The sequence below is a fragment of the Rhizobium sp. TH2 genome, from assembly GCF_024707525.1.
In the GTDB taxonomy this organism is placed as follows: Bacteria; Pseudomonadota; Alphaproteobacteria; order Rhizobiales; family Rhizobiaceae; genus Rhizobium_E.
In genome coordinates, this window is sequence record NZ_CP062231.1 from 3780773 (window position 1) to 3804457 (window position 23685).

The 23685-nt window shown below is 53.3% G+C and carries 34 protein-coding genes; 19 read left to right on the forward strand and 15 right to left on the reverse strand.

The features are described from left to right. Positions 1 to 14 precede the first annotated feature (14 nt). Both IHQ71_RS18640 and IHQ71_RS18645 read right to left on the reverse strand, forming a co-directional pair. A complete protein-coding gene (locus IHQ71_RS18640; RefSeq protein ID WP_258157940.1) occupies positions 15 to 431 on the reverse strand; it encodes a DUF1801 domain-containing protein in 417 nt (138 codons plus the stop codon). A 1-nt stretch (position 432) separates the two neighbouring features. Continuing rightward, entirely contained in the window at positions 433 to 1293 is an 861-nt protein-coding gene (locus IHQ71_RS18645) for a GyrI-like domain-containing protein (protein ID WP_258157941.1), read from the reverse strand. A gap of 221 nt (positions 1294 to 1514) precedes the next feature. On the opposite strand from IHQ71_RS18645, the gene IHQ71_RS18650 reads away from it, so the two are divergent. Continuing rightward, entirely contained in the window at positions 1515 to 3089 is a 1575-nt protein-coding gene (locus tag IHQ71_RS18650; protein ID WP_258157942.1) for a hypothetical protein, read from the forward strand. 159 nt (positions 3090 to 3248) lie between these two features. On the opposite strand, the gene ppk2 is transcribed toward IHQ71_RS18650, so the two are convergent. From ppk2 to IHQ71_RS18665, 3 genes are all read right to left on the reverse strand, one after another. Beyond that, on the reverse strand, positions 3249 to 4163 hold the full coding sequence (ppk2, locus tag IHQ71_RS18655) for a polyphosphate kinase 2 (RefSeq protein ID WP_374989881.1): 915 nt from the start codon (positions 4161 to 4163) through the stop codon (positions 3249 to 3251). 351 nt (positions 4164 to 4514) lie between these two features. Beyond that, positions 4515 to 4967, reverse strand: a complete 453-nt coding sequence (locus IHQ71_RS18660; protein WP_258157943.1) for a CoxG family protein — start codon at positions 4965 to 4967, stop codon at positions 4515 to 4517. 226 nt (positions 4968 to 5193) lie between these two features. Continuing rightward, entirely contained in the window at positions 5194 to 6150 is a 957-nt protein-coding gene (locus IHQ71_RS18665) for a LysR substrate-binding domain-containing protein (protein WP_258157944.1), read from the reverse strand. Between the two features lie 259 nt (positions 6151 to 6409). Here IHQ71_RS18665 and IHQ71_RS18670 point away from each other — a divergent pair, with 259 nt between their 5' ends. Genes IHQ71_RS18670 through IHQ71_RS18680 form a run of 3 tightly spaced genes read left to right on the forward strand, consistent with a single transcriptional unit; the run spans position 6410 to position 8537 of the window. Continuing rightward, positions 6410 to 7219: a transporter substrate-binding domain-containing protein gene (locus IHQ71_RS18670; protein ID WP_258157945.1), complete on the forward strand. Its 810-nt coding sequence runs from the start codon at positions 6410 to 6412 to the stop codon at positions 7217 to 7219. A gap of 2 nt (positions 7220 to 7221) precedes the next feature. Next, positions 7222 to 7890: an amino acid ABC transporter permease gene (locus tag IHQ71_RS18675; RefSeq protein WP_258157946.1), complete on the forward strand. Its 669-nt coding sequence runs from the start codon at positions 7222 to 7224 to the stop codon at positions 7888 to 7890. Continuing rightward, positions 7887 to 8537 carry an amino acid ABC transporter permease gene (locus tag IHQ71_RS18680; RefSeq protein ID WP_258157947.1) on the forward strand — a complete coding sequence of 217 codons (651 nt, stop codon included), beginning with the start codon at positions 7887 to 7889 and terminating at the stop codon, positions 8535 to 8537. Before IHQ71_RS18675 ends, IHQ71_RS18680 begins: the two co-directional genes overlap by 4 nt. Before the next feature lie 180 nt (positions 8538 to 8717). Here the strand turns inward: IHQ71_RS18680 and IHQ71_RS18685 are convergent, their stop codons facing one another. Continuing rightward, positions 8718 to 8978 carry a helix-turn-helix domain-containing protein gene (locus tag IHQ71_RS18685; RefSeq protein WP_258157948.1) on the reverse strand — a complete coding sequence of 87 codons (261 nt, stop codon included), beginning with the start codon at positions 8976 to 8978 and terminating at the stop codon, positions 8718 to 8720. A gap of 91 nt (positions 8979 to 9069) precedes the next feature. On the opposite strand from IHQ71_RS18685, the gene IHQ71_RS18690 reads away from it, so the two are divergent. Further along, positions 9070 to 9525: a superinfection immunity protein gene (locus IHQ71_RS18690; protein ID WP_258157949.1), complete on the forward strand. Its 456-nt coding sequence runs from the start codon at positions 9070 to 9072 to the stop codon at positions 9523 to 9525. Beyond that, a complete protein-coding gene (locus tag IHQ71_RS18695) occupies positions 9522 to 10046 on the forward strand; it encodes a hypothetical protein (RefSeq protein WP_258157950.1) in 525 nt (174 codons plus the stop codon). Before IHQ71_RS18690 ends, IHQ71_RS18695 begins: the two co-directional genes overlap by 4 nt. A gap of 182 nt (positions 10047 to 10228) precedes the next feature. Here the strand turns inward: IHQ71_RS18695 and IHQ71_RS18700 are convergent, their stop codons facing one another. Next, positions 10229 to 11473, reverse strand: a complete 1245-nt coding sequence (locus IHQ71_RS18700) for a calcium-binding protein (RefSeq protein ID WP_258157951.1) — start codon at positions 11471 to 11473, stop codon at positions 10229 to 10231. Positions 11474 to 11711: 238 nt separating this feature from the next. On the opposite strand from IHQ71_RS18700, the gene IHQ71_RS18705 reads away from it, so the two are divergent. Continuing rightward, complete coding sequence (locus IHQ71_RS18705; RefSeq protein ID WP_258157952.1) at positions 11712 to 11969, forward strand: hypothetical protein; 258 nt, start codon at positions 11712 to 11714, stop codon at positions 11967 to 11969. Between the two features lie 46 nt (positions 11970 to 12015). Here the strand turns inward: IHQ71_RS18705 and IHQ71_RS18710 are convergent, their stop codons facing one another. Further along, a complete protein-coding gene (locus IHQ71_RS18710) occupies positions 12016 to 13302 on the reverse strand; it encodes a trypsin-like peptidase domain-containing protein (RefSeq protein WP_258157953.1) in 1287 nt (428 codons plus the stop codon). A 56-nt stretch (positions 13303 to 13358) separates the two neighbouring features. Here IHQ71_RS18710 and IHQ71_RS18715 point away from each other — a divergent pair, with 56 nt between their 5' ends. The 3 genes from IHQ71_RS18715 to IHQ71_RS18725 are packed head-to-tail and all read left to right on the forward strand — an operon-like array spanning position 13359 to position 14975. Beyond that, a complete protein-coding gene (locus IHQ71_RS18715; RefSeq protein WP_258157954.1) occupies positions 13359 to 13847 on the forward strand; it encodes a hypothetical protein in 489 nt (162 codons plus the stop codon). 15 nt (positions 13848 to 13862) lie between these two features. Continuing rightward, positions 13863 to 14108, forward strand: coding sequence for an excalibur calcium-binding domain-containing protein (locus IHQ71_RS18720; protein ID WP_258157955.1), 246 nt, complete (start codon positions 13863 to 13865; stop codon positions 14106 to 14108). Positions 14109 to 14156: 48 nt separating this feature from the next. After that, positions 14157 to 14975 carry a hypothetical protein gene (locus tag IHQ71_RS18725; RefSeq protein ID WP_258157956.1) on the forward strand — a complete coding sequence of 273 codons (819 nt, stop codon included), beginning with the start codon at positions 14157 to 14159 and terminating at the stop codon, positions 14973 to 14975. 367 nt (positions 14976 to 15342) lie between these two features. On the opposite strand, the gene IHQ71_RS18730 is transcribed toward IHQ71_RS18725, so the two are convergent. Beyond that, entirely contained in the window at positions 15343 to 15975 is a 633-nt protein-coding gene (locus IHQ71_RS18730) for a recombinase family protein (protein ID WP_258157957.1), read from the reverse strand. A 265-nt stretch (positions 15976 to 16240) separates the two neighbouring features. On the opposite strand from IHQ71_RS18730, the gene IHQ71_RS18735 reads away from it, so the two are divergent. The 4 genes from IHQ71_RS18735 (at position 16241) to IHQ71_RS18750 (ending at position 18257) form a co-directional block, all read left to right on the forward strand. Further along, complete coding sequence (locus IHQ71_RS18735; protein WP_258157958.1) at positions 16241 to 16684, forward strand: hypothetical protein; 444 nt, start codon at positions 16241 to 16243, stop codon at positions 16682 to 16684. Next, positions 16638 to 17186 (forward strand): hypothetical protein, encoded by a 549-nt coding sequence (locus IHQ71_RS18740; RefSeq protein WP_258157959.1) that lies wholly within the window; start codon positions 16638 to 16640, stop codon positions 17184 to 17186. Before IHQ71_RS18735 ends, IHQ71_RS18740 begins: the two co-directional genes overlap by 47 nt. 34 nt (positions 17187 to 17220) lie before the next feature. Further along, positions 17221 to 17778 (forward strand): hypothetical protein, encoded by a 558-nt coding sequence (locus tag IHQ71_RS18745; RefSeq protein WP_258157960.1) that lies wholly within the window; start codon positions 17221 to 17223, stop codon positions 17776 to 17778. A gap of 71 nt (positions 17779 to 17849) precedes the next feature. After that, entirely contained in the window at positions 17850 to 18257 is a 408-nt protein-coding gene (locus tag IHQ71_RS18750) for a hypothetical protein (RefSeq protein ID WP_258157961.1), read from the forward strand. Here the strand turns inward: IHQ71_RS18750 and IHQ71_RS18755 are convergent. From IHQ71_RS18755 to IHQ71_RS18775, 3 genes are all read right to left on the reverse strand, one after another. Beyond that, complete coding sequence (locus IHQ71_RS18755) at positions 18254 to 18490, reverse strand: hypothetical protein (RefSeq protein WP_258163013.1); 237 nt, start codon at positions 18488 to 18490, stop codon at positions 18254 to 18256. The genes IHQ71_RS18750 and IHQ71_RS18755 overlap by 4 nt on opposite strands. Positions 18491 to 18666: 176 nt before the next feature. Next, entirely contained in the window at positions 18667 to 19053 is a 387-nt protein-coding gene (locus tag IHQ71_RS18765) for a hypothetical protein (RefSeq protein ID WP_258157962.1), read from the reverse strand. Positions 19054 to 19720: 667 nt separating this feature from the next. Continuing rightward, complete coding sequence (locus IHQ71_RS18775; RefSeq protein ID WP_258157963.1) at positions 19721 to 19942, reverse strand: hypothetical protein; 222 nt, start codon at positions 19940 to 19942, stop codon at positions 19721 to 19723. 204 nt (positions 19943 to 20146) lie between these two features. Here IHQ71_RS18775 and IHQ71_RS18780 point away from each other — a divergent pair, with 204 nt between their 5' ends. After that, a complete protein-coding gene (locus IHQ71_RS18780) occupies positions 20147 to 20392 on the forward strand; it encodes a hypothetical protein (protein ID WP_258157964.1) in 246 nt (81 codons plus the stop codon). Between the two features lie 9 nt (positions 20393 to 20401). Here the strand turns inward: IHQ71_RS18780 and IHQ71_RS18785 are convergent, their stop codons facing one another. Together IHQ71_RS18785 and IHQ71_RS18790 are read right to left on the reverse strand one after the other, a co-directional pair. Beyond that, positions 20402 to 20593 carry a hypothetical protein gene (locus IHQ71_RS18785; RefSeq protein ID WP_258157965.1) on the reverse strand — a complete coding sequence of 64 codons (192 nt, stop codon included), beginning with the start codon at positions 20591 to 20593 and terminating at the stop codon, positions 20402 to 20404. A 56-nt stretch (positions 20594 to 20649) separates the two neighbouring features. Continuing rightward, the gene (locus IHQ71_RS18790) at positions 20650 to 20802 is read right to left on the reverse strand and encodes a hypothetical protein (RefSeq protein ID WP_258157966.1); all 153 of its coding nucleotides are present in this window, start codon (positions 20800 to 20802) and stop codon (positions 20650 to 20652) included. Positions 20803 to 20935: 133 nt separating this feature from the next. On the opposite strand from IHQ71_RS18790, the gene IHQ71_RS18795 reads away from it, so the two are divergent. From IHQ71_RS18795 to IHQ71_RS18810, 4 genes are all read left to right on the forward strand, one after another. Further along, positions 20936 to 21172, forward strand: a complete 237-nt coding sequence (locus tag IHQ71_RS18795; RefSeq protein WP_258157967.1) for a hypothetical protein — start codon at positions 20936 to 20938, stop codon at positions 21170 to 21172. Between the two features lie 158 nt (positions 21173 to 21330). Further along, positions 21331 to 21522 carry a hypothetical protein gene (locus tag IHQ71_RS18800; RefSeq protein WP_258157968.1) on the forward strand — a complete coding sequence of 64 codons (192 nt, stop codon included), beginning with the start codon at positions 21331 to 21333 and terminating at the stop codon, positions 21520 to 21522. Positions 21523 to 21583: 61 nt separating this feature from the next. Further along, positions 21584 to 22033 carry a TspO/MBR family protein gene (locus IHQ71_RS18805; protein ID WP_258157969.1) on the forward strand — a complete coding sequence of 150 codons (450 nt, stop codon included), beginning with the start codon at positions 21584 to 21586 and terminating at the stop codon, positions 22031 to 22033. A 69-nt stretch (positions 22034 to 22102) separates the two neighbouring features. After that, complete coding sequence (locus tag IHQ71_RS18810; RefSeq protein WP_258157970.1) at positions 22103 to 22450, forward strand: CPCC family cysteine-rich protein; 348 nt, start codon at positions 22103 to 22105, stop codon at positions 22448 to 22450. 143 nt (positions 22451 to 22593) lie between these two features. On the opposite strand, the gene IHQ71_RS18815 is transcribed toward IHQ71_RS18810, so the two are convergent. Further along, on the reverse strand, positions 22594 to 22947 hold the full coding sequence (locus IHQ71_RS18815; protein ID WP_258157971.1) for a WYL domain-containing protein: 354 nt from the start codon (positions 22945 to 22947) through the stop codon (positions 22594 to 22596). Positions 22948 to 23685 lie beyond the last annotated feature (738 nt).

The window sequence follows — 23685 nt, forward strand, 5'->3', positions numbered from 1 at the left end:
GGACGAGCTCTTGCTCAGACGCCTCGCGACCGCAGGTGATAGGTCAGCGCCATCGACAGCATGAATTCGAGCGGCGCCCGATCGATTTTCCCCGTGACCGGCAGCAGCACAGCACGATTGGTCTCGTATTCGAACATGCCGCCAAATCTCTCACGGAATGTATCGACCAGCGTCGTGTGGCAGATGAAATAGATCGCCGCGCGATCCGGTGTCTTCCGCGGCCAGCCGAGGCGGATCGTGCTGCCGCTGCCGGTCGCCTTAGTCAGATAGGCGGGCTCGCCCCATTTCAGCGTCTCGGTGATGGCGCCGACACGCGGATGGTCGGCGGCCACACCGAGGATCATCGCGCGTATCTCCGCGAGCCGATGCCGCACCTCTGGCGGAAAGGCCTGGAATGCAGCTTCGACACTCCCCGGCATCGACTGCGTCATGTCACGCCTCGATCGGCAGGAAGATATCGGTGCGAAGCTCCGGCGGGGTGGTATCGGCCGGGCTGTTGAGATATTCTTCCAGCATCGGTCCATCGGCCGCCTCATGGCCTGATGCCGGCAGCCACACGCCCATCAGCCAGCGATAGGCATCGCGCATATCGGCATATGGCCCCTTGTATGAGAGCTTCGCATAGGCTCCGCCCCTCGTCTCTACCGTCGCCATGCCGTCCGGCACCGCCCTGCCCTCATCGACCGGCAGGCAGGCAGCCGAGCGCAGTTCATCTTCGTCCACAGCATGGGGATCGTCATAATAGACGCCGATCATGCGTGACTGGCGGGTAACGAGCCCAGCGGGGCCGGCGGCAGCGAAAAGCTGCTCGAAGGCGCGGCTGATCTGCATGTAGGAACCCTTGTGTGGCACGGCAACGCAGCGCTCGGCCGGCAGGGTCACGATCTCGACGGGGAAGCCGGATGCATCGCTCGTCCGGTTGGAGGCCTTGAACAGTGCGTGGCTGCCGCCCTCGCGATAGGCGCCCGGCGTCATGCCGTAGGATTGCTTGAATGCCCGCCCGAACGCTTCCGCAGTCGTATATCCCGCCCGCTTTGCGATATCGCCAAGATCGGCGTCCGAATTGGCCAGCCGGTCGGCGGCGCGCGACAGCCTCAGCCGTCGCACCGTCGCCACCACGGTCTCGCCCTGCATGGCGGTATAGACTCGGTGCCAGTGCCAGCGCGACATGGCCGCGACATCGGCCAGCAGGTCGAGATTGAGCTCGTCCTCAAGGTGGTCGTGCAGGTAATCCACCACGCGGCCGATCCGTGCCGCGTAACTATGCCGGTTGTCGTTGGTCTTCATAAGCATTGGATGATCTCCCTTTTGGTGAAAGGCAACATCCCACAAACCGAGCTGACAAATATTGCTGACTTTGTGGCAGCATCTTCGCCCTTCGCAGTCATACGACCGTCACAAAACTGTAATCGGCGCGTCACACCCACTTCGCATAAGTCCGCACGCCGGCGATCGACCTTCCGGCTTTTCCTTAATTCATTTCCACTCGCCGCCCAGCCACCCAGGAGAACGCCATGCCGACAATTACCACTCCGATCATCCTTACCGGAAACGATAACATCACGCTCGCAGCGGGCGATATTCTGGACGTCTCCAACGGTCCCGCCGTCACCTGGACCGGCACCGGCACCGCGGTCACATTCACAAACAATGGCTTCATCACCGATGGCGACGACCAGGCCTTCGAACTCGGCAACACCCTGCCGACAGGCACGTTGATCTTCAACAATTCGCTCGGCGCCACCACCGACGCCGAAGTGAAGTTCGAGGATCTCGCTGCCGGCTCGACGGTCACCATCAATAACGACGGCCTGATGACCGGCCGCGACAAGAACGCGCTTGAACTCTCGACCGCTGGCGCGACCTTCATCGTCAACAACCACGCCACCGGCGTGATGACCCAGGATGATCCCGGCTCGGATATCATCAAGGATGCCTCCAACCTCACGCTCAACAATACCGGCAAGATCATTTCCGCTGGCGACATCGTCGGCCCGGACGGCGAACCCGTGGAAACCGGCGGTGATGCGATCGATCTCGGCGAAGGCACCAACAACGTCATCAACAACCTCGCGGGTGGCATCATCGAGGGCTCGCGCCACGGCATCACAGGCGATATCGGTGCGACCGTCAACAACGCCGTCGGCGGCATCATCTCGGCCCGCAACGGCGCCGGCCTGAACTTCGACAACAACCCCGACGATCCGGCCGACCTCGATGACGCGATCCTGACCGTGGTCAATCGCGGCGTCATCCTTGGCAATTCCCGCACCTATGAAGACTCGGACGGCGATGCGATCGACGCCGATGGCCTGCTGATGCTGGACAATTACGGCTTCGTCGGCGGCATGGGCGCGGCGGGCGAGCATGACGGCGGCACCAACCACGCCGAGGGCATCGCGGCTGGCGGCGGCACCATCAACAACCATATCGGCGGCGTGATCTTCTCCGTGCAGCGCGCCATCCAGATCGATGACAGCTCCGAAGGCGATGCGCCTGGTGCTGTGGTCATCAACAACGAAGGTTTCATCCAGGGCCTCGATGGCGGCGCGATCGTCATCGTCGGCGAACAGAACGACACGTTGACCAATTCCGGCACCATCCTCGGCGATATCACCATGGGTGGCGGCGATGACACCGTGACCTTCTCCAAGGGCTCGAATGTTGTGGGCGACATCATGCTGGGCGCCGGCGACGACACCTTCACCGGCTGGTCGGGCGACGACGTGATCTTCGGAGGCGCCGGCGTCGATGAGATGACCGGCGGACGCGGCGCGGATACGTTCCTGTTCGCAACCGGCGATACCGGCGGCACGAAGGCGACATCAGATACGATCTTCGACTTCAAAGCCAGGGAAGGCGACCTGCTCGATCTCACGGACGTCGATGCCAACTCGGTTCTGGTCGGCGACCAGGCCTTCAAGTTCATCGGCGCCAAGGACTTTCACGACAAGGCCGGCGAGCTTCGCTATATCACCGACAAGAACGGCACGTGGATCCAGGGCGACATCGACGGCAACGGCAAGGCCGATTTCATCCTCCATCTCGACGACAAGATGGCCATGAAGGCGGACTACTTCGACCTTTGATATTGAAGAAGCCATGCGGTCGGATAGCCGCATGGCCCTCACTACAAAACAAATACCGCCGGTTGGTCCCAACCGGCGGTATTTTTGTGCTCTCCAACAAGAAATGCCCCGCCGGGAAATCCGCAGCGGGGCATTACTCAACAGGCAAATCTAAACCGTTCAGTAGACCTCCGGAACGTACATCTCATCGGGCACGTCATGGCGCCGATAGTCCGAATGCCGGATGCGTTCGGGAAGCTCGACCGGCGGCTTGGGTACATCCCGATACGGGATCTGCGCCAGGAGATGAGCGATGCAGTTCAGCCGTGCCTTCTTCTTGTCGACCGCCTCGACCACCCACCACGGAGCCTCGGGCGTGTGGGTGCGGGCCAGCATCTCTTCCTTGGCCTTGGTATAGTCTTCCCAGTGCTTGCGGCTCTCCATGTCCATCGGCGAGAGCTTCCACTGCTTGAGCGGATCATGGATGCGCATCTGGAAGCGGAATTCCTGCTCCTCGTCGGTGATCGAGAACCAGTACTTGATCAGGATGATGCCGGAGCGCACCAGCATGCGCTCGAATTCGGGTACCGAGCGGAAGAACTCCTCGAGCTCATCCTGGCTGCAGAAGCCCATGACGCGCTCTACGCCGGCGCGATTGTACCAGCTGCGGTCGAACAGTACCATTTCACCAGCGGTCGGCAGGTGGGCGGCATAGCGCTGGAAGTACCATTGATCCCGCTCGCGCTCGGTCGGCGCGGGAAGTGCCACGACGCGGCAGACGCGCGGATTGAGCCGCTGGGTGACGCGCTTGATGGCGCCGCCCTTGCCGGCGGAATCGCGGCCCTCGAAGATCACCACGACCTTGAGCTTCTGGTGCTGGACCCAATCCTGCAGCTTGACCAGCTCATGCTGCAGCCGGAACAGTTCGCGGAAATAGACCTTGCGTTCCAGCGTCGGCTCGGCCGGCTCGGTCATCCCCTCGACGACGAGTTCGTCGAGGCGATCCTCCTCAAGCTGCATTTCCAGCTCTTCATCGAAGCTGTCGGCGATCTCGGCCTTGATGCGCTCAAGCTGGTCGTGTTGGTCCATCGGCATGGTCATGAATCCTTATGGCTTTCAACCACAGAAACAGGTGCATGCGACAGAGATGTGACAGGGCCACCAACGACCGGCTTGGGGGTGCCGGAGCAAATCTGACGATACGCGTCGATCAATAGTATCAACGCATGCCGAAGAAGGAAAGAACGGCCAGAACGATGACGACGGCGCCGACAATCCAAACAATGTTATACATTTCAAGTCTCCATATTCATGATCGTGCCGGAGTAATTCGTAACCCTCCCTTCGAGTTCCCTCGGCTGTCTCATGCACACGGTTATGTATGGAGATCCGGCGCGCCCCATGAGCGCGCCGCACAGTTCTTTATCGAGCTAAAATCTCGTGAGTTCAGGCTGCAGCGCTTGCGCCGACCTTTTCGCCAAAGCTTGAAAAGAACTGGCCAGCCAGCTTCTTGGCGGTCGAATCGATCAGCCGCGCGCCGAGCTGCGCGATCTTGCCGCCGACATCCGCCTTGACGACATAGGTGAGAACCGTCTCGGCGCCTTGCGCCTCGAGCGATACGTCGGCGCCGCCCTTGGCAAAGCCCACCACACCGCCCTTGCCTTCGCCCGATATCGTGTAGGCGTTTGGCGGATTGAGATTGGAAAGCTGCACGGCACCCTCGAAGCGAGCCTTGACCGGCCCGATCTTCAACACCACGACCGCCGTCATCTCGGTATCGGACAGCTTCTGCAACTCCTCGCAGCCGGGAATGCACTGGCGCAATATTTCAGGATCGTTCAGCGCCGCCCAGACCGCATCGATCGGCGCGTTGATCGTTTCGCTGCCCTTCATGTCCATTGTCTACTCTCCCGTATTTGCAGTTTGGTTGGTGTCGTGTCCTTGCCACCGCTGCCGCAGAAACCATAGCAGTTCATCGGCCGCAGTGGCGACGATGGCAAGCCCTAGCGCGGCAGGATGCGCGCTGACTGATCCAGATCTGCGCCAGTGCCTGCGTGTTTTCCACTGCACTGACAATCTGTTTTATCGGCTGAACTATGAAATCACCAATTTTATCGAACGAAGATCACTCCGGTGTGCCCACAAAGGGCGTCCTGGCGCGGATCAACGTACGTGCGGCATGTTGCGGTTCCGGCATGGGATCGCTCTCGAGCGCTGAAAACAACCAGTCGATAAAAACCTTGACGATCGGCGCGGCGCGGACGTCATTGCGGCAGGCGACGTAAAAGGCATTGTTGGCGGGAACCGTCAGGTCGAACGGCGCAATCAACTCGCCTTTGGCGATCAGGCCGCCGACGGTGATCGTATCGCCCAGCGCGACCCCCTGATTGTGCAGCGCCGCTTCGGTCGACAGGCGCGCATCGCTCATGAAATGTTGGCGCCGGCGCGGTATCACTTCGCTGTCGGCAGCGGCAAGCCACGTGTTCCATTCCCGCCCGTCATCCGCATGCAGGATGACGTGATCGCTGAGATCGCGGATTGTGCGAAGAGGCTGCATGTTCAACAGCGCCGGGCTGACAACGGGAAACAGCACCAGCGGGCTCCAGAGCCGCGACCAATGGTCCGGCCAGTCGCCATTGCCATAAAGCAGGCAGAGATCGATATCGGGCGAATGGAGCTGTGCCAGGTCATTCGAGGCTACAAGCGTCAGACTGATATCGGGATACTGGTCGGTGAATTCGTGCAGACGCGGGATCATCCAGAACGATAGCAGCGCCGGCACGCATGCAAATCGCAACTGTCCGCTGGTCGTCGGCCGCGTCATGGCTGCCGTCGCTGCCGCGATTTCTCCAAACGCATGCGTCACGGCCGGCAGCAGAAGAGCACCCTGCGGGGTCAGTTTCAGGCGTTTGCCGCCGCGAACGAACAGCGAGACATTGAAGGACAGTTCCAGCGCCCGGATCTGGTGGCTGACCGCGCCGTGCGTCACGTTGAGTTCGCGCGCGGCGGCCGAAACCGATCCGCGCCGCGCGGTCGCCTCGAAGGCTCTCAAGGGGTTGAGCGGTGGCAGGCGGTTTGACAAAGACGGCTCTCCGAACAGAACGAAGCGTGAGTTTTTCTCACATCATAGCCAACAACATTGTCAATTGATTTTCAATTCGATTTGCCACCTAATATGCGCAACACGGCAAAAAGCTGGGAAATGCCGTAGAGTGTGAACTTTCGCTGCGTTCGCAGGGCCAGAAGCGCGGTCTTCGAGCTTGGCCAAGTGAGATTCGGCAATGCGTGTCGCAGCTGACGCGAAGCCCAACTTCTAAAATAACTCAAAAAAGGGGAATAAGATGACAACCAAATCCACATTGAAATCATCGCTCGCGGCAATCGTCATACTTGGCGGTGCAATTCTTGCCATGGCAACGAGCGGCGCGAAGGCTGATGCGCTTGACGATATCACCAAGGCCGGGGTCCTGAATGTCGGCGTTTTCTCCGACTTCCCGCCTTTCTCGTCCGCCAGCGCCGATATGAGCCTCAAGGGCTATGACATGGATGTCGCACAGGCGATTGCCGATGCTTTGAAGGTCAAGCTCAATGCGGTCAGCGTCACCGGCCAGAACCGTATTCCCTACCTCACGGAACGCCGCGTCGACCTGCTGATGAGCGTCGGCTACAGCAAGGAGCGTGCCGAGGTTCTCGATTATGCCGCGGCCTATGCACCCTACTACATCGCCGTAATCGGTCCCGCTGCCCTCGAGGTCAAGGCTGCGGCAGATCTCGCCGGCAAGAGCATTGCGGTCAATCGTGGCACGCTCGAAGACACGTCACTGACCGCGGCGGCTCCGGCCGACGTCGATATCAAGCGGTTCGACAACTACAATTCCGTCATCCAGGCTTTCATATCGGGCCAGACGCAGTTGATGGTCGTCGGTAACGACGTCGGTGCCCAGGTGCTGGCAAAGCAGGACGCATTGAAGCCCGAGCAGAAGTTCCAGCTGATGACGTCGCCCTCGCATATGGCCGTCAACAAGGGTGAGGATCGCCTCAAGAAGCTTATCGACGACACCGTGGCCAAGATGCTGGCCGACGGTTCCCTCAGCAAAAGCTCCGAGGCATGGTTGAAGGTGCCGCTCAACCCTGACAACCTCAAGGATTGAGGATGGGCTATGCGCTCGATTTCGGCTGGCTAGAAGAAGCCGTCGGAGCAATTGCCAACGGCGCGTCCATGACGATCTTCCTGATCGCCGTGACCTCGGTGCTGGGCATTGTGTTGAGCATCCTCGGGGCGGCTGCCAGGCGCAGCCGCTACCGGATATTGCGTAGCGCGATTTCGGCCTATGTCGAAGTGATCCGCAACACGCCTTTTCTCGTCCAGCTGTTCTTCATCTTCTTCGGTCTGCCGCGCTTCGGCATAAGGCTCGATCCCGTCGTCGCCTCGATGCTTGCCATGACGCTCAACATGACCGCTTACACGACGGAGATCGTCGGGGCCGGTCTCGATGCGGTTCCATCGGGTCAGAAGGAAGCCGCGACGGCACTCGGCCTGAGGCCGGTGCAGGTCTTCATCAAGGTCGTCCTGCCGCAGGCGCTGAAGGTGATCTTTCCGGCGCTCACCAGCCAGATCGTCATCATGATGCTGGAATCCTCGGTGGTGTCGCAGATCGCGGTGCGCGAATTGACCTACGAGGCGGATATGCTGCAGGCCCGCACCTTCCGCGCCTTCGAGACCTATTTCATCATCACGCTGGTCTATCTCGGTTTGAGCATCGCTCTGCGCAGGCTGCTGTTTGCCGCCGGCCGGAAGATGATACCGGGAGGCATGGCGTGATCGAGTTTACTCTCTGGGACATTGTCCGCAATCTGTTGCTGGCCGCGCGCTGGACCATCCTGTTGTCGATCGTGGCGTTCGCGGGCGGGGCGATCGTCGGTATTCTCATCCTGTTGCTGCGCATATCCAAACGCCCCTGGCTGCGTCGATGCGGCGAATACTACATCGGCCTGTTTCAGGGTACGCCGCTGTTGATGCAGCTTTTCCTGCTGTTCTTCGGTCTGCCGTTGCTCGGCTTTCGCATCGAGGCATGGACGGCGGCGGCGCTCGGGCTGACGCTTTGTGCGAGCGCTTATCTGGCGGAAATCTGGCGGGGTGGCGTGCAATCCCTGCCGACAGGCCAATGGGATGCCGCCCAAAGCCTTGGCCTGCATTACATATCGCAGCTTCGCCTGATCATCCTGCCTCAGGCCTTTACGATCACGCGTGCTCCGATCGTCGGCTTTCTGGTGCAGTTGATCAAGAGCACCGCGCTGACCTCGATCATCGGTTTTGACGAACTGGTCAAGACGTCCAACGCCATCAACAACGCGACCTTCGAACCGTTCACGGTCTATGGCCTCGTCGCGGTGATCTATTTTTGCCTCTGCTATCCCTTGACGCGTTACGCCAGATTTCTGGAGCTTCGGACGGCAAGCCGGAGCTGAGCCGTGCCATGCGCACGAGCTTGGAATCATCGATTTTCAGCAGCTTGAACCGAACTGGCGCACCCGACAGAATTTTAGCGGATTTTCCGCTCGAAATTCTCGTTACATTTCAACGAAACTTGCAGTTTTGAAAATTCTTTCGTCACAATACTTGTAACAAAATTGGCCCGCCGTGCTCGGTCAATTCTTCTTGCGACCCGCCTTCAGCGGTATCGGCATAGTTTCGCCGATAATCGGTATGCGAAACAATTCGGCCATCGGCACGTCAAGGCAATTCGCCATCGCTTCCATGATATTGATCGACAGGTTTTCCAACCCACGTTCAATCCTTCCGCAATAGGCCGGATCGATGCCAACTTCTAACGCCAAGGCCTGTTGAGAAATCCCGCGTTCAACACGGGCCTTGCGAAGATTCCAGCCGAAGATTTTTTTCGCATCCATCGTTTACGATGAAGCGCAAGCCCGCTTGACAATACAGTGACCGGGAGTCTTCTATTTATCCTGCAACCACATTTGGAGTCGGGCGGTAAATATGAAATTCAAAATCTTTATGCCAATCCAAGCAACCGTCGGTGCGTCCGTTCCGACCCTCGCCTTGGCCCAATCGGCTTCACCGACCTTTCTTCACGAAAACAGGTTGGCCATTGCCATCATGGTCGCTCTGTATCTCGCGCCATCGATCATTGCGTTCTATCGGAAGCACCCTTCAAAGGGTTCGATAATCGCCGTAAATATTTTGCTCGGTTGGAGTATCGCGGGCTGGATTTGGGCCTTCATTTGGTCATTGGGAACAACCCGCCACAACGTTGTCGTTATTAATCCCTCGCCAGTCGCCGCAACGCCACAAAACGCTTCAGCGGTCTTGCCTGTGGCAAGCAAGACAATTGCCGAACGGATATCCGAACTAAAGGCCATGTTGGACTCGGGAACCATCAACCAGTCCGAATTCGAAGCCCTGAAGGCCGATGCCATGAAGGCAATTTCTTGATGATCAGATCATGGTTCACCCGTGCCGCAATCGCTTCCGCACTTCTCGTTTCGCCATCGCTCGCGTTGGCAATGACCGCCGAAGGAGCCTTCGCGTTCATTATCCTAAACGTTGAAGATGGCGACAAATTTGCCGCGCCGAACGATGGCGGACTTGCGAGCGTGACGGTAACCGCGAAAACGCCATTAACTTTCGAAATCGCTTTTGCGAGCGGTGACAAGCCGATTTATGAAATCACGCAAACCAAACCTTGCGTCTTCGACGTTGCGGCGAAGCTCGGTGAAGGCGGCAATGCGAATATCATTTTCGATATGAACAAGTTTGTCGGGTTGCCCGTATTCTCGACAGAAGACAATCTGATTTTTTCGAACGAATGCGCAATTCAGGTTGCCCAAAATGGTCGTTGCCTTGGCGCAAAATTCAAGCCGGGCATGCTGGCAAACGGCGATTTTGACCGCGAACGCATGAAGCGCGCAATTGAATTTTTCAAGAAAGAATTTTGTGCCGGGTCGCCTTTTTGATCGCCCGCCAAATGCGCGATCAATTTAATGGAGTCAAAATGTCGCAAGAGCCGGAGTTGCACGTAGGCATATATCTTTTATAGTGCATATACCCCAACCACTTCGGTGGTTTTCCCGGAAGGGAATAGCCGACCCGCCAGACGAAAGTCTTGGCGGGTTTTGCTTTTCAGACGTTTTAGAATTCAAATTCCCGTGAAAAAATCATCGAATGTAAGATCGGATTTTTCCATGTTTTTGATCAGAAGCGTGTCATCGCCGAACTTGATCAAGAGGTCGTCGCCTTGCACCTTCAGGTGATGATCGAACAGATTTTCGAACTCCGTTTCGTTGGTGACGAAATCGGAGAAGATCACGTCCAACCCATTTTCGAAGTCCTTGATGGTGTCGTGCTGATTACCGGCATTGAACTGGAAGATGTCGGAATTTGCGCCGCCGATCATGAGATCGTCGCCCTTGCCAGCCGCGAAATAATCGTCGCCGTCTTTGCCTTTTAGGACATTGTCACCTTTGTTGCCGGTGATCGAATTGTTGCCTTCGTTGCCGCTTCCGTTGGTGTCGCCTTTGCCGAGCAAACGAAGGTTTTCCAGATTTTCAGCGAGCGTGTAGCTAACGGTCGATTTAACCAAATCCATTCCGTTATCTTGCTGTTCGGTGATGTCGATAATCGCGCTCGAAATCAGGTAGGTATCAGCGTCCGATCCACCATCGACTTTGCCCTTCAGAGTACCCTGCCGGGTATCGAAGGTATCTTGTCCGGCTCCAAGCTGTACGAAGCCATCGATGACGCCACGATTATAGACGGTGACATCGCCGCCCATGTCAGAAATCGCGGTATCGCCTTTGATCAGGCCGCGATTTGATATCGTGCCGTTACCATCGTCCGTCAATTCGATGCCGAAATCGCCACCGCTGATCTTGGAGTTGTCGGCGTTCACAACGAGTGCATCGGTCGCCAGAACGGCAACGCCAGAGTCTTGGCCTTGTATTCTCCCGTAGTTCAAAACCGTCACGCTATCACCGGGAGAATAGACCGCATCCCCGCCCTTGATCGTCCCGGTGTTGTGGACCAGAGCGCCATCTTCGACATAAATACCTGACAGTTTCCCGCCGATTTGACCATCGTTGTAAAACTTGAAATTCGCGCCGGTCGAATAAAGCCCGACATTGGAAGTTCCCGGGTCAACGACCGACCCTTTAGCGATCTTCAAGGTCGTATCATTCGCCAAGATATCGATGGCCTTCAACGGATTAGAAACCGTTATGTCGCCCTTGACGATGATGGTGTTGCCGGTGAAAGCGGCATCCACAAAGATCGCTTCGTTATTCCCGCTGTTGATTTCGGCATCTTCGGCCAAAACCCACTTTTCATCGCTGGTATTGATGTTCCATGTAGTGGCGAGATCGGTATTTTGTGTGTGTGTTCCCATTGGGGTGTTCCCATTTTTTGACTTGTTTGTTTCGTTCCTTGGCGATGATTACCCCAAACTGAAACGGACATTACCTAATCAGAGACATATTGGTGTTCCTTGGGGAACTACAGCGAAGCGTCTGTCGCCATCACGGCGACATCTGGCGGTTTCCTTCGCCGTTCGCACGCCGTTAGCCCGCCGCCTAGGCGTCGCGAATATCCAATGCTTGTATTTTCAAGATCGATAATATTGAATCGTGCCAGCCAACCAAGATTTCAGAAAAACTGGTCAGCCAATGACGATGCAAAATCACTTGACGCCGGACGAACTTGCGATGGTGCAACGGGTGTACAATGAAATCATTTCACAAGATTGGTTCCATCGAACGGATGAAAATGAAGAAGCATGCGCTATTGATATCCTTCACTTTTTTCATCAAGGCATGATCGTTGAAAGCATCCTCGCCCGTATCTGCCAAAGTGCGGCAAAAGAAAAATACAGCAAGCCGGTTTGAAACTGTGTTGAATGGTCAACGAGTTCCCCTACAAGTCATCAACCAGCTATTTCATACCAAATTCCACGCCCGGCACGGACCGTGCGGTGCCAAGTTGGCTCTTAAGCCAGCATTCATTCTTCCGCCGAACGTACGCAAACGCCCGACAACTGTTGTCTTTTACGCATGTGAACAGGCATGTTTGATATGTAGCGCGCGATAGCTTGAGATAATCGCCGCCCGGAAAATCCATGTCGCGGTAGATCGTGAAGGTTGAAAAGATGACTTGCGACGACTTCGCCGAAGAATAAGCGCTTGCCGCATCGCCATTCCGCACCATGGCCATCACATCGTTCTTCAGAAAGCACATGCTGTAATGCGTGTTGTAGGTGAAAGCCATGCATTGGCCATCGTTCGCACATGCGGATTTGCAAGAGTAATACGGCACATTCTTGATCGTCTGATAATCGAAGCCGACGGCGTCGTATCCGTTCGCATCGATCAAGCTTGGCTTAACAATTTCAGGCGTTGGCAAGCTTGTGTTCGCTTCCGGTTTCGCCACTTCAACCACTTCGGTCGGGCTTCCGTAACAGATTACCGGAAACACAGACGGCGAAATCTTCTCGGCGAGATCAGCGGTCGAAAGTTGCGGGGTTTGCACCGACGTTTCGTGCGATTGGTAGCTTATGCCTTGCGACTGAAGGAACAGTTCCGCGACCGATGATCGAATGGCGAAATTCACATTTTGGGCCGTGATATCGATCTTATCCGCAACTTCTTTAGCCAACGTGGCGGTGGTAATCCCCAACAAAAGGCCGTCTTTGTCAACAATCGGCCCGCCCGAATTGCCGGGCTGAATTGGCGTCGAAATTTGAATATATCGGGTGTCATTGGCGATACCAGCCAAGGCGTTGACGTTGCCCGTCGTTACCTTGATGGATTCCGAAAGCAATCCGTTCAAAGGAAATCCCAAGGCAACGATGTCTTCGCCGAGACGAATAGGTTTCTTGCGAAAATCGAGCGCCTTGATCGGCGTTTTTGGTACGACTCTAAGAGCTGCAAGGTCATTGATCTCGTCAAGCTTCGGCACTTCACTAATGCCGACTCCCTTCACTTCCACGCGTGTGCATTTTTTCACGACATGGGCATTTGTCAGCAACCAACCGTCATCTGTAACAGCGAAAGCCGTACCGGATGCAAGTGGTTCATCGGCCCGCGACGGCATAGCCATCACTCCCAATAAGGCGATGGCGACAAAAAGTGCTTCAAATTTTTTACGCATAAATATTCCCCTCGCCGCAATCAAAGCACACTCGGCGATATTTACAATATTCAAATTGATATTCGCGGCCAAGTTGACTCCTGTCTTCATCGCATCGTTAATAGCGTGGGGAATTAGGGGAGATCTAAATGAGAATTTCGCTTTTGGCGGCGGCATTGGCCGGGCTATGCATATTGGCGTCTTGTCAAACGCCGTATCAAGATGGCGGTTTCGCCGGTGGTGTCACGGCTTCGGCGATTACGAACGACACCTTTCGAATATCGGCACGCGGCAATGGCTACACCGCCGCCAACACGATTCAAGATTACGTTTTGCTGAAGGCGGCTGAAACGACCCTTGCAAGTGGTGGCACCCATTTCGTCGTCCTAACGTCGGCGGATGCCACACAGAATATGACTGGCCAGACACCGGGGTACATGCAAACGAACGTGATCGGCAACACGGCCTATAGCACCTATACGCCGGGTGTGACCTACAACGTCGTGAAGCCCGGCCAAGATACGATTATTAAGATCATCAATGTGCCAACCGGGATTTCGCCGCCAATGGGCGCATTTCCGGCACAACAGGTTTTTGACAATATCAACCCGCGCGTCATTCGTCCGAAGAAGAAGTAAGAACGTTGGCGAGACATGAACATAGGAAAGGTCATCGGCACCGTCGCTTTTTCAACGATCATTGCCATTTCCGCATTTGACGGCGCGTGTGCCGACAAGCGTTATTGCAAACAAATGGAAAGTTGCGCCGAAGCCGTTGAAAGTTGGTGCAACGGTCACTTTGATCGTGACAGGGACGGCGATGGAATTCCGTGCGAAAACATTTGCCTGTCACGCGAACAGACGCTGGCGGAAGAAGTGAAAATCGGATGCAGCTTGTGATCGGCGAACGCGCATATCACCTCGCTGCCTCGACCTTGGGAATGAGACATGGGCCAATATCTGACAAAATATCGGCGGCGCAAGCAGGCTAAAGAAATGCTGGAACGTGTTGACGACAAACGCGACAACACATTGATCATTCACTACTCTTGCGAATCCTTTTACGACGTCAAGGATGGAAGAACTCCACGAATTACTTCCATTGCTATCAGATTTTTTGCATCGGGAAACACAGAATCCTTTTCAATCCATAAATCCGCCGAGTTAAACGGAGTGCCATTCGCCGAGATCGAACAAAATTACGATACACTTGAAAGAAAAATGCTTGATGAATTCTTTAAGTTTATAGAGCGCCATCATAACTATATATATGTTCATTGGAATATGCGTGATATCAATTATGGATTTCAGGCATTAGAACACAGACACAAAGTCCTTGGTGGAACGCCCGTTGCGGTTGCCGACGCCAGCAAGCTTGATATGCCAAGGATTCTGATCGCCATATACGGCCCGGGGTTTGCCGCACATGGGAAAAGCGGTCGCCTTCATACATTGCTTGATCTGAATTCGATCAAGACAAAGGATGTTCTGAACGGCGCGCAAGAAGCTGAAGCTTTTCAGCAAAAAGAGTACGTGAAACTGCACCAATCCACTCTGAAAAAAGTGGATGTCATCGACAATCTCTTGGATCGCTTCTTGGATGGCTCATTAAAAACGCAAGCTCGCTGGCGCGATACGCATAGCCTTCATCCCGCCATTTTGGTGGAAGTCATACAGGAGCATTGGCTTTTTTCTCTGTTGGGTTTCGTCGCGCTGATACTTGGGATTATGGCGGTCTTCTTTCCCCAACTTCTTGCTTTCGGATAAGCGTAACTTTTCGGGTATGGGTGACCGGAATCATGAACCGGAATGGCAAATCGCAATTTGTGACCATTCATGCCGAACCGAAAGAACGGAACCGCCTATATCAAACCGTCGTGTCCTATTTCTTAGTCAGCCGAGACGACAGAGCCGCCAGAAAGCGAATTGCATAAATTAGCGCAAAAATTAGAGCGACCGCTGAACCTGCAAAGAACAGTATGCCGACTGACCAAACGCACGTTCGTTGCCGTACGCGCAAACCTCGCCGGCTATCAGAAGCCGGTAGGAAACGAGAACCGCAAGTGGAAGCCCAACGGCTGGTATCAGCAAACACCAAAAACTTTCCATCCACGCCGCGACCTTCCCGCTCGAGTCACATTCTCCAAAGCGCCAATGATTTTTCAGCGCCAGCGACATCATCGCGTATACGATAGATGGTCTGGCGTGTCAGGTCGGTCGATTTCGCGATTTCGGATATCCCGACCGACTTGCCCAAGAGATCAACGGTCGTTTCGAATTGGGCGCGACTGAAGCTTGGCTTCCTTCCCCGATACAAATCTTCTTTCCCCTTTGCATGCGCGATACCAGCTTTTTGCGCTTCCTTGGTCGCTTCGGCTTGGGCTTGGGCGGAAGCGGCCATGAACCCGATCATCGCGTCTCGAATGGCCATCTGCATAGGGTCGGCTGTCGATCCGTCAAAAGTCATGCTGTTTATGACGGTACGTATGATGACGCCGCGATTGATAAATTCCCGGATGGTGTTGGTGACATCCGCATAGTTCCTTCCCAAGCGATCAACCCAGCGCACAACGAGCGTGTCGCCCTTCCGAAGCATATCAAAAAGGCGCTTTCCTTCAGGTCGATCTTTCATAGGAACAGCGACACCCGACACGCCATGATCAGCAATGACGTGATCGAAGGCGAAACCCGCCTTTTCGGCTTGGATGCGTTGGTGTTCCAAAGTCTGTTCGGCGGTCGAAACGCGAGCATAGAAGAAGACGGACATTTCCGGGTTTCCTGTACGAAAGGATGTTGTCCGTATAGATATATGTCCGAATTGTCAGAGTCAACCCTAACGGACACCCATTGTCGCCGCTTTTGGATGTCCGTTGGCGTATGGTCTATCGGACTAAAAACTTCATCTTCCGATAACCCGTTGACCCGCGTGCGTGTTATTGCACGTTGGACAACTTAACTCGTGCCAGCGTCCAATACAGTGCGGTTAGAAGTGTTGCATTTCCGAGCTATCAAGCGGCTTGGTGGGGATCGATATGAACGAAGTGCGTAAAACCAACAGCTTTTGGAAAACCATCAAAATTACATTCGCAAGTGCGATCATCGCGGGCGCGCTCTGGGTCGGCTGGGATCACGCTCAAGCGTTACTCTGGAAGGGCGGCCCAGCCCGCAACGGATATGAATTCTGGTTTACGCCATACGTCGTCTATATAATGCTCCAAACCCCGGCGGCAATCGGCGCACTCGTTGCCCGTATGTTGATCGGGCATCGGATTCCGTCAATGGCCGGTTTCTTAGTTTATCCAATTATCAGCACGGCCGTGATGCTGGCGACGGGATATTTTGGTGGCGTCAACTTCAACTACCCCATCGTCATATTTCTGGTGATCGCCATTCCTAAAACCGCGATCTATGGATTGGTGTTTGCATTGCTTGACCATGTCTCGCGCACAAAGCTTGCTCTGCAAGCCGCTGCTTAAAAGTACGGTACATGATCGTGGAATTCATTGCGGCAACTGGCTGTTCCCGTTCAACCTTATCTCGGCTCGCGAAATCATGACGCGCTGGCACTCACGACGTGGACGGAAGTTTTCCTTCGTGTCAAATCTTAGCACACGGTTGACCCGGCCAACACGCGTGGCGGTTTGCTATGATAACTTCCTGTCGATTAAGGTCGGCGAGAATGACAATTCCGCAAGATTTGAAGCTTTGGGTTTTGCAAAAAGTGAACGGTTTGACGACGATGACGATTTCTATCGTCACAACATGACGTTCGATTCTGGCGACAAAAGCGTCGTGTTTAAAATGTGCGAGACCTTACGAGATATGGAAATTCCGTTCTCTGATCATCGAACCGGTGGCGCGGACTATTTTCTTGAACACTTTCGCGAACAAGGGTTTGTGACTGGTAAGTTTAAGCGCTTTCGAAAGCTCGGGTTAGATTGGGATGAAGACGCGCCGTTCGTTATCGAAGATTTTTAAGCGTGGTTTCAGTTGCAGAGGGAAACGCCGGTCGATGAAAGATGCCATTAAATGTTCTCAAGAAATTTTGGCGGAATTCTCAATTGGCGGCTTTTTCTATGAGGCTCGCAAAAGGAATTTTGTAATATCGAGCGGCAAAAGGGCGGTAATGACTCTTGCTGCGTTAAACGATATCGACTTTGCGACGTACAATCCACAACAAAAACTATATATTACTTCTGTAATTTGGCGGTTACCGGATTTGTTACGATCATATCAATCCCGATGTATTGAATTTGGTGCTGATTCAGACCTTTATGCCGAATTCGCTGCCGACGTCAACAAACTGGTCCATAGCATTATGGAGCGCCTCTTAGATAATCGACACCAACAGAATCCGGAAAAAGTTCATCTTTTGTTTCACACGCATGTTTTCGATGACGACAATGAAGACGAAAAGCTAATCGGCGTATTCTCCTCGAAATTGAACGCGGATACGGCACGATTAAAGGCAAGCGAGTTACCGGGTTTTAGGGACCATTTGGCAGGATTCCACATCGAGGAATACGATATTGATCGGATGGAATGGAGCGAAGGCTTTGCTACCGTTTGATCATGTCTCGTGACAACACGTTTCCCATAACGAAGCCGTCGTTGGCTTGGCGGAATCACAGAAAGCTTTCCATGATGCGCGAACTGGCAAACCTGCAATTCCTGCATTTGAATCTCAATTGGAACGCGGAACCCAATGCGCCGTCTGTTGATCTGAAATTCGACGGTAACGACGCAAGATTGACGTTTCTTTTAAATCCATTCGGCTCTGGTCGTGCAACGATCACGTTCACGAATTGCAGCCGCTGGAATTGGGATGCTACCAACGATCATGCTTGGTTCGCGGGCGAAGGGCGATATTCCAAACAGGCCCCGAAATGGGGCGAATTCTATGAGGTTATAGGCGAGACACCGCTTGGCGGGAATGCGGATTGGGAAATCTTGTCAGACAACCTTCCCAATGCTCGCCACTTCCTTTTTTATTTTCGCGATGAAACGCTTGAATTCATCGCGACTGACTGGTCGATTGCGAGCGGCTAATCAGGCCGACGGTCGTAATATCTAACCAGCTTTTGATGCGCGGTTACCAACGCAAGCATAAGCTCATGATAATCGACACGATAAGGTTCTCCATTCCGACCGGTATAGATTTCGACGTTAACCTTTGTGGAGTCGCCTTCGATCAGCGTTGCGAGGTTCTCGCCATCCATCCGGATTTCGGCGACAAATTTATCAGCGTCTGGCAAACTCGTGATGGTGATGTCTGTGGCCATTTTGGTTCTCCGAATGTCACAACGCGCCTGTCACAATCGATCGAGTCCATGGAAAAAGGCAATGCCGGGATTCGAAAAATGCTGGCAAGCGGGATGTCGTGGAATTCGATCATCGCGGCGACGGGCTGTTCGCGGTCTACATTGTCTCGGCTTGCAAAAACATGAAGTGTTTCCACTTACAAATTAGACGGTAGTTTTCCTTCGCTCGCGATCACCATGCATATTTCAGTAAAGGCTTTCGAAGCCCATTCGTCGAGATTCGAAGCTTGTTCGGAAAATCGTGATGTTAATTCTCGTGCTTCGCGCCAAGATAGTGACGAATATGGACCCGCTAACGAGCTATGAATGATGCTGGGCGTGTTCGGAGGTCGACTTTCGGCGCGAGCGTCGATCAGAACCGGCTCGTCAAATCCAAACTTTTCTATTTGGCCGTTGCCGAACTTGCATCGAAGCTTAAGGAAAAGAATCCAACGGCCATCATGTTCGTCGAGAAACGAAGCTGCAAGCGAACCGCCATCGCGTATCGTTTCCGCGCCAACCAAGCTCTTAATTCTCGAAGCCATTCCGAATGGTGACCATCCAACGTCTCAATGTCAACATCACTGGAATTCACAGAATCTGGCGCGTTGGGCGGAAGCAACCAATCTCTACAACCTGATACTTGTCAGCCAAAAATAGTCCCTTCAAATCCCAGATTTTCGCCATCCAGCCGCACGTGCGGCTTCTTCGGAGCAAAAAAATCTTTCGCCCTTCAAATGCGTTATGTTGGTAACCCCGTAATACTCTTGGCCCGGCACGTGGAAAATCTTCTCGCCACCATCGTAGCTGATATTACCCTTGATCGTGCAACCCGCCAGCGGAAACGCGATTGCCGCTATTATGTCATGGGCGATCAGCAATCCGAACGCGACTATAGCGACGGTCGATCCCACGACACCTTTGACACGCGCAAGCCGGTACGGCCATGACGACTTGTGAATTGCGATTGGCTTTGTTTTCTCACGATCACGGTTGAATCGGTCTTAATATCCATCGGCACGCGGCTGGATATTTGGATTAGAGAAAGTGCCGAATTTTTCCATGCGGTACGGAAACATGGAAGATGGGGCGCTTCAACACTTGGCGTGTAACAAGCCTAATGTGCGCTTAACAGTTGCTTATCGATGCCAATTTGCGATGTGCCTTTTCCTTCCGGGTCGCGAGGCCACCGCCTAACAGATTGTTATCCCTTCACTCAACCCGCTTTTGTATTATCTTGTTGAAATACAACCATAAACCATATTTCCATGCCGCCGGAACATTGTCGATTCCAATCCGTTTGACAGCGCAACGGGATACAAAAAAATGCGCAAAATTTTTATCATCGCCGCCATTCCGCTGGTCTTGATATCCACGGGTTGGATGTCCAACGCGAGCGGAATAGATAAAGCCGGACTCCGTGTCGATGATCATCGGGTTCACGTGTCACTTTGCGAACACGCGAAAGCTAAACTGGAACGCCCCGGTGAAAACACTTGGAAGAATAGGCTTCGCGCATGGCGTTGTATCCAACGATGAAGTGGCTGAGTTCGGAACGGTGCCGCCCAATTTTAGTCGCGCACTTCGATGACGGTCGTTTGCACACCAATGGTGCGCTCGTAAAATGAGCAACGATGCATGACGAACCGCAATCTGGTCCTAAATCTCCAAGAAGTTCAAATGTTGCAACGCGTATTCAAGGCAATATTGTCCAAGGGTTCATTCGAAAGAACGCACGAAAACGAACAAGCACTCGCCAAATTTCTCGTTCGATGCGTTCAAAGTGGCACGATAGATGAAGACAGTTTGAGGCTGGTTGGCGAAAATGCCGCGATTATCAAATGGTCAAAAACGCATGACTTGATGGCTTGGCCGGTCAGGTGACACAACACGCTACTCGGTGAGGTCACGCCGCCGGAAATTCCGGGTGAAATCTCTCACGTTCTTCATCGCCGCCGAAATTTCATCCAACTCATAACCAGCGTCTGAAGCTTCGATGACCATGTCGGTCATCATCTTTTCTAATTGGGCTTCCAGTTCTTCTTGGCGCTCTGGCTGACCGATATGATGACGCGGAATTTTCATTGGTGACACTCCATTCGGCCAATAATTCAGCCGTGCCAATGGAGTTCCGTGGACGATCAATCCGAAAGAGCCATAGCGGCGCGGCGCGCTTCCTCATAGTTTTTGAACGGCCCGGCGAGAAATGTGTAGCGTTGGCCGCGTAGCACGATAGCCGTCTTTGCTACCGGATCGAACATGATTTCATAGCGATCGGCTTCATTGTTGCACATGACATGTTCCTTCGTCGGCCAATTCGACATGGGATAAAATCTCACGATTTCATTTTTGCGTATGTTGCATTGGTAACTCGCGACGACGGAACATCCGCCATGAATGGCACTTATCCTGCAAAGGAGTTGCGTCATGACACAGAAATTGAAGCCCGCTGGTCAAGCCGACAGACAAGATGCTCTGAAGGCCAAGTTGGATGATCAGGTTTCCGAGTTAATTGCCAAGGCGAATGACGAAGGTTACGGCACCGAAGAAGCCTTGGAAGCGCTTGGCGAAGTCGTTGAAGACCAGAAAGTTATAGAAACCGAAAATCAAGACCCGGAGAACCCGAAGGCTGGCACGCATGGTCGGGAATGGTATTTTGGTTGATTGTCGTCGACACTTGGATAATCAAACCCGGATATCGGCTAAGACATCTATTCGATATCCGCCAAAAATTATAAATTGTCTCCGCGACAAAACTAATTTGAAGCGCCAACCGTAAACGTCTCTATGACATGCTCATTGAGGGTAACGGGATTATGGCAATGAAAACGAACAACGCGCGGGAAGGAAGGTTCCGGTTTCAAGACGATGTAATCCAGAGGTTCCATGACCGCGCCAAGATAGATAGGTCGGGCGATCAGGATGCCGCGTTGGCTCCAGAATGTGCAATCCAAAAAATGAAGGAATTGCACGCAAGGGCGGCGGAAGCGATTATCTTCGGTCGTTTATTCTGAATTGTCGCGCGACGTGCTGAAGGTTGATGAACCCTAATCGGGGTTTCCGCGTATCACCGGCATGAACAAATTCCTTTCCCTTGCTTGTTTCATCATTGTCGTCGTATCGGTCGGGTTGTTGATTGGGTATTCGACAGCGCCCGGCACTTGGTACCAGTCACTTGAAAAGCCGCCATTCAACCCGCCCAATTGGCTATTCGCCCCGGCATGGACGCTAATTTATGTCCTAATCGCCATAGCCGGATGGCGGGTCATGATGATTGAAGGATTGTCCGGCTGGTCAGGCCGCGTCTGGTTTGCACAAATGGCGTTGAATTGGGCGTGGTCGCCAGTATTTTTCGGGCTTCAGATGCCGTTCGCGGCCTTGGCAATCATCGTCTTATTGCTAATCAGCATTATCGCGTTCCTTCTATTAGCGAGGGACGACAAGGCGCGTTGGTGCTTCCTACCATATGCAGCTTGGGTAGCATTCGCGACTGTTCTGAATGGTTGGATTGCTTTCGCAAATTGACCGCGTTCATTGAACCGGAAACGCCGAAAATGTAAAACGCATTTGCCCGGCAAACGAAGACAGAATTGTATGCACGAAGAACTTCATCCTTGCCCTTGTTGCAAGCTACCGACCTTAGAGTGGCGAAACGCATTCGATGTTTGTGTCGTTTGTTTTTGGGAAGACGATAGCCAAGATGATCCGCATGCCGATGAAGTTTGGCATGGGCCGAATGAGGATTACTCGCTAACCAGAGCGCGAGAAAATTTTGCCGACCATCTGCATATGTATGATGATGGAAGGGCTATTTCCCAAGTCGAGTTTCCGAGTGCCGGTCGCATCAGGTTGCTGGAATATGTCAAATCGGTTCTCGAAAATCCGGAGACGCTCGACAAAGGTCGAGTGGCCGAACTCATTGAGGGTTGGTACGACCGCTAAGGCGGCACGCAACAGATTATGCCAGTCGCATAGGCTGGTTCATCGGCTTTGAGGGTATCGAGTGGCACGAAAAATTCGTTCGTCAATTCGAGCGATTTGATTTTCGAGACGATGAACGTCCGGCGCGAAGTGTCGCTGCAAAATCAGTAAAACGACAGGCGTTTCTCCCCGTCGATCTCATTCGTTATCGGAAAAAATCCGTTGCCCAAAGGGTTTGGGTCTGGGTTTTCGAAAACCGGGACGTGTGCAATCATGCCCTTCGAATAGCGCGATACGGTTGGATCAAATTCCGCGTCGGGAACAAATCTATCTTCCAAAACACGGATGGATTTGACACGATCAAGCCGAAAAGTTTTCCATACCCCGTCATCTGGAGATTTCGAAGTACTGTGATTTTGAATGCCTTCAAATGAGATTTCGCCATTCTCGCCAATTCGTATGATGTGAACCGAAAGAATTCGAATTTGGGTGTCGTCCGAATAGAGAATTTCGATCATTCGGGAGTCTTCTATTGCATCCAAAAATGGTTGGAATATCGGGTCTTCAGGATTCGAGGTTTCAAGTGCTTTCCGGCTTTCGCCAGTTGATTCAAATGGATTCAATTATTTTACTTTCTACATTATAGGGAATTTGAAGGATTAGCTATGTCATTCGGGTCGCTTCGCTTCCCGAACGCGAACTTCGTTCGGTAACAAGTTGAATAATGTCTTTTGGAATCAACGATAGACAATATAGCTACTGTCGTAAGACACTTCGCGAAGCGAAGGCATAATCAAATAACTAATTAATTATTGTGGTTTCGATCTGAAGACATAGTTTTGCTAACCAGCAAAGCCATGTCTTCGTCGCTTGTGTATAACGACCGTCAAACATAGGAATTTAGATCAACTTCTTTCGAAGGAAGGGCGGTTACGCTATCTCCTTTGACGATCTGGTTAAGTAAACGCAACGTCTATGGCCAAATTCCCGACTTCCAGACGTTTGAAGGTTGCAAAATTTCTATCAGAGCCTTCTCGTAACAATCCAGTTGTTTGAATGCCTTCAAGCACTGGATTGCTTCAGATTGTTCGGCATTCGCGTGAATGCCTTTTCATGCGAGCGCCACCGCGCCCATATCCGTCGTTCGCTCTGTTCACGAAACATCCGAGTGCCGAACTAAACCGCACCAAGTCTTAAATGTGGATGGCCCTTGCAGGGGCCGATATGATTTTATTTATGCAAATTTGCAGAGACAA

Excerpts from the sequence above, each read along its gene's own strand:
- IHQ71_RS18640 (WP_258157940.1), bottom strand. The coding sequence starts at position 431 with ATGACGCAGTCGATGCCGGGGAGTGTCGAAGCTGCATTCCAGGCCTTT.
- IHQ71_RS18645 (WP_258157941.1), bottom strand. The coding sequence starts at position 1,293 with ATGCTTATGAAGACCAACGACAACCGGCATAGTTACGCGGCACGGATC.
- IHQ71_RS18650 (WP_258157942.1), top strand. The coding sequence starts at position 1,515 with ATGCCGACAATTACCACTCCGATCATCCTTACCGGAAACGATAACATC.
- ppk2 (WP_374989881.1), bottom strand. The coding sequence starts at position 4,163 with ATGCCGATGGACCAACACGACCAGCTTGAGCGCATCAAGGCCGAGATC.
- IHQ71_RS18660 (WP_258157943.1), bottom strand. The coding sequence starts at position 4,967 with ATGGACATGAAGGGCAGCGAAACGATCAACGCGCCGATCGATGCGGTC.
- IHQ71_RS18670 (WP_258157945.1), top strand. The coding sequence starts at position 6,410 with ATGACAACCAAATCCACATTGAAATCATCGCTCGCGGCAATCGTCATA.
- IHQ71_RS18675 (WP_258157946.1), top strand. The coding sequence starts at position 7,222 with ATGGGCTATGCGCTCGATTTCGGCTGGCTAGAAGAAGCCGTCGGAGCA.
- IHQ71_RS18685 (WP_258157948.1), bottom strand. The coding sequence starts at position 8,978 with ATGGATGCGAAAAAAATCTTCGGCTGGAATCTTCGCAAGGCCCGTGTT.
- IHQ71_RS18690 (WP_258157949.1), top strand. The coding sequence starts at position 9,070 with ATGAAATTCAAAATCTTTATGCCAATCCAAGCAACCGTCGGTGCGTCC.
- IHQ71_RS18700 (WP_258157951.1), bottom strand. The coding sequence starts at position 11,473 with ATGGGAACACACACACAAAATACCGATCTCGCCACTACATGGAACATC.
- IHQ71_RS18715 (WP_258157954.1), top strand. The coding sequence starts at position 13,359 with ATGAGAATTTCGCTTTTGGCGGCGGCATTGGCCGGGCTATGCATATTG.
- IHQ71_RS18720 (WP_258157955.1), top strand. The coding sequence starts at position 13,863 with ATGAACATAGGAAAGGTCATCGGCACCGTCGCTTTTTCAACGATCATT.
- IHQ71_RS18725 (WP_258157956.1), top strand. The coding sequence starts at position 14,157 with ATGGGCCAATATCTGACAAAATATCGGCGGCGCAAGCAGGCTAAAGAA.
- IHQ71_RS18730 (WP_258157957.1), bottom strand. The coding sequence starts at position 15,975 with ATGTCCGTCTTCTTCTATGCTCGCGTTTCGACCGCCGAACAGACTTTG.
- IHQ71_RS18735 (WP_258157958.1), top strand. The coding sequence starts at position 16,241 with ATGAACGAAGTGCGTAAAACCAACAGCTTTTGGAAAACCATCAAAATT.
- IHQ71_RS18745 (WP_258157960.1), top strand. The coding sequence starts at position 17,221 with ATGAAAGATGCCATTAAATGTTCTCAAGAAATTTTGGCGGAATTCTCA.
- IHQ71_RS18750 (WP_258157961.1), top strand. The coding sequence starts at position 17,850 with ATGATGCGCGAACTGGCAAACCTGCAATTCCTGCATTTGAATCTCAAT.
- IHQ71_RS18755 (WP_258163013.1), bottom strand. The coding sequence starts at position 18,490 with ATGGCCACAGACATCACCATCACGAGTTTGCCAGACGCTGATAAATTT.
- IHQ71_RS18765 (WP_258157962.1), bottom strand. The coding sequence starts at position 19,053 with ATGGCTTCGAGAATTAAGAGCTTGGTTGGCGCGGAAACGATACGCGAT.
- IHQ71_RS18775 (WP_258157963.1), bottom strand. The coding sequence starts at position 19,942 with ATGATCATCGACACGGAGTCCGGCTTTATCTATTCCGCTCGCGTTGGA.
- IHQ71_RS18780 (WP_258157964.1), top strand. The coding sequence starts at position 20,147 with ATGACGAACCGCAATCTGGTCCTAAATCTCCAAGAAGTTCAAATGTTG.
- IHQ71_RS18785 (WP_258157965.1), bottom strand. The coding sequence starts at position 20,593 with ATGAAAATTCCGCGTCATCATATCGGTCAGCCAGAGCGCCAAGAAGAA.
- IHQ71_RS18790 (WP_258157966.1), bottom strand. The coding sequence starts at position 20,802 with ATGTGCAACAATGAAGCCGATCGCTATGAAATCATGTTCGATCCGGTA.
- IHQ71_RS18795 (WP_258157967.1), top strand. The coding sequence starts at position 20,936 with ATGACACAGAAATTGAAGCCCGCTGGTCAAGCCGACAGACAAGATGCT.
- IHQ71_RS18800 (WP_258157968.1), top strand. The coding sequence starts at position 21,331 with ATGAAAACGAACAACGCGCGGGAAGGAAGGTTCCGGTTTCAAGACGAT.
- IHQ71_RS18805 (WP_258157969.1), top strand. The coding sequence starts at position 21,584 with ATGAACAAATTCCTTTCCCTTGCTTGTTTCATCATTGTCGTCGTATCG.
- IHQ71_RS18810 (WP_258157970.1), top strand. The coding sequence starts at position 22,103 with ATGCACGAAGAACTTCATCCTTGCCCTTGTTGCAAGCTACCGACCTTA.
- IHQ71_RS18815 (WP_258157971.1), bottom strand. The coding sequence starts at position 22,947 with ATGATCGAAATTCTCTATTCGGACGACACCCAAATTCGAATTCTTTCG.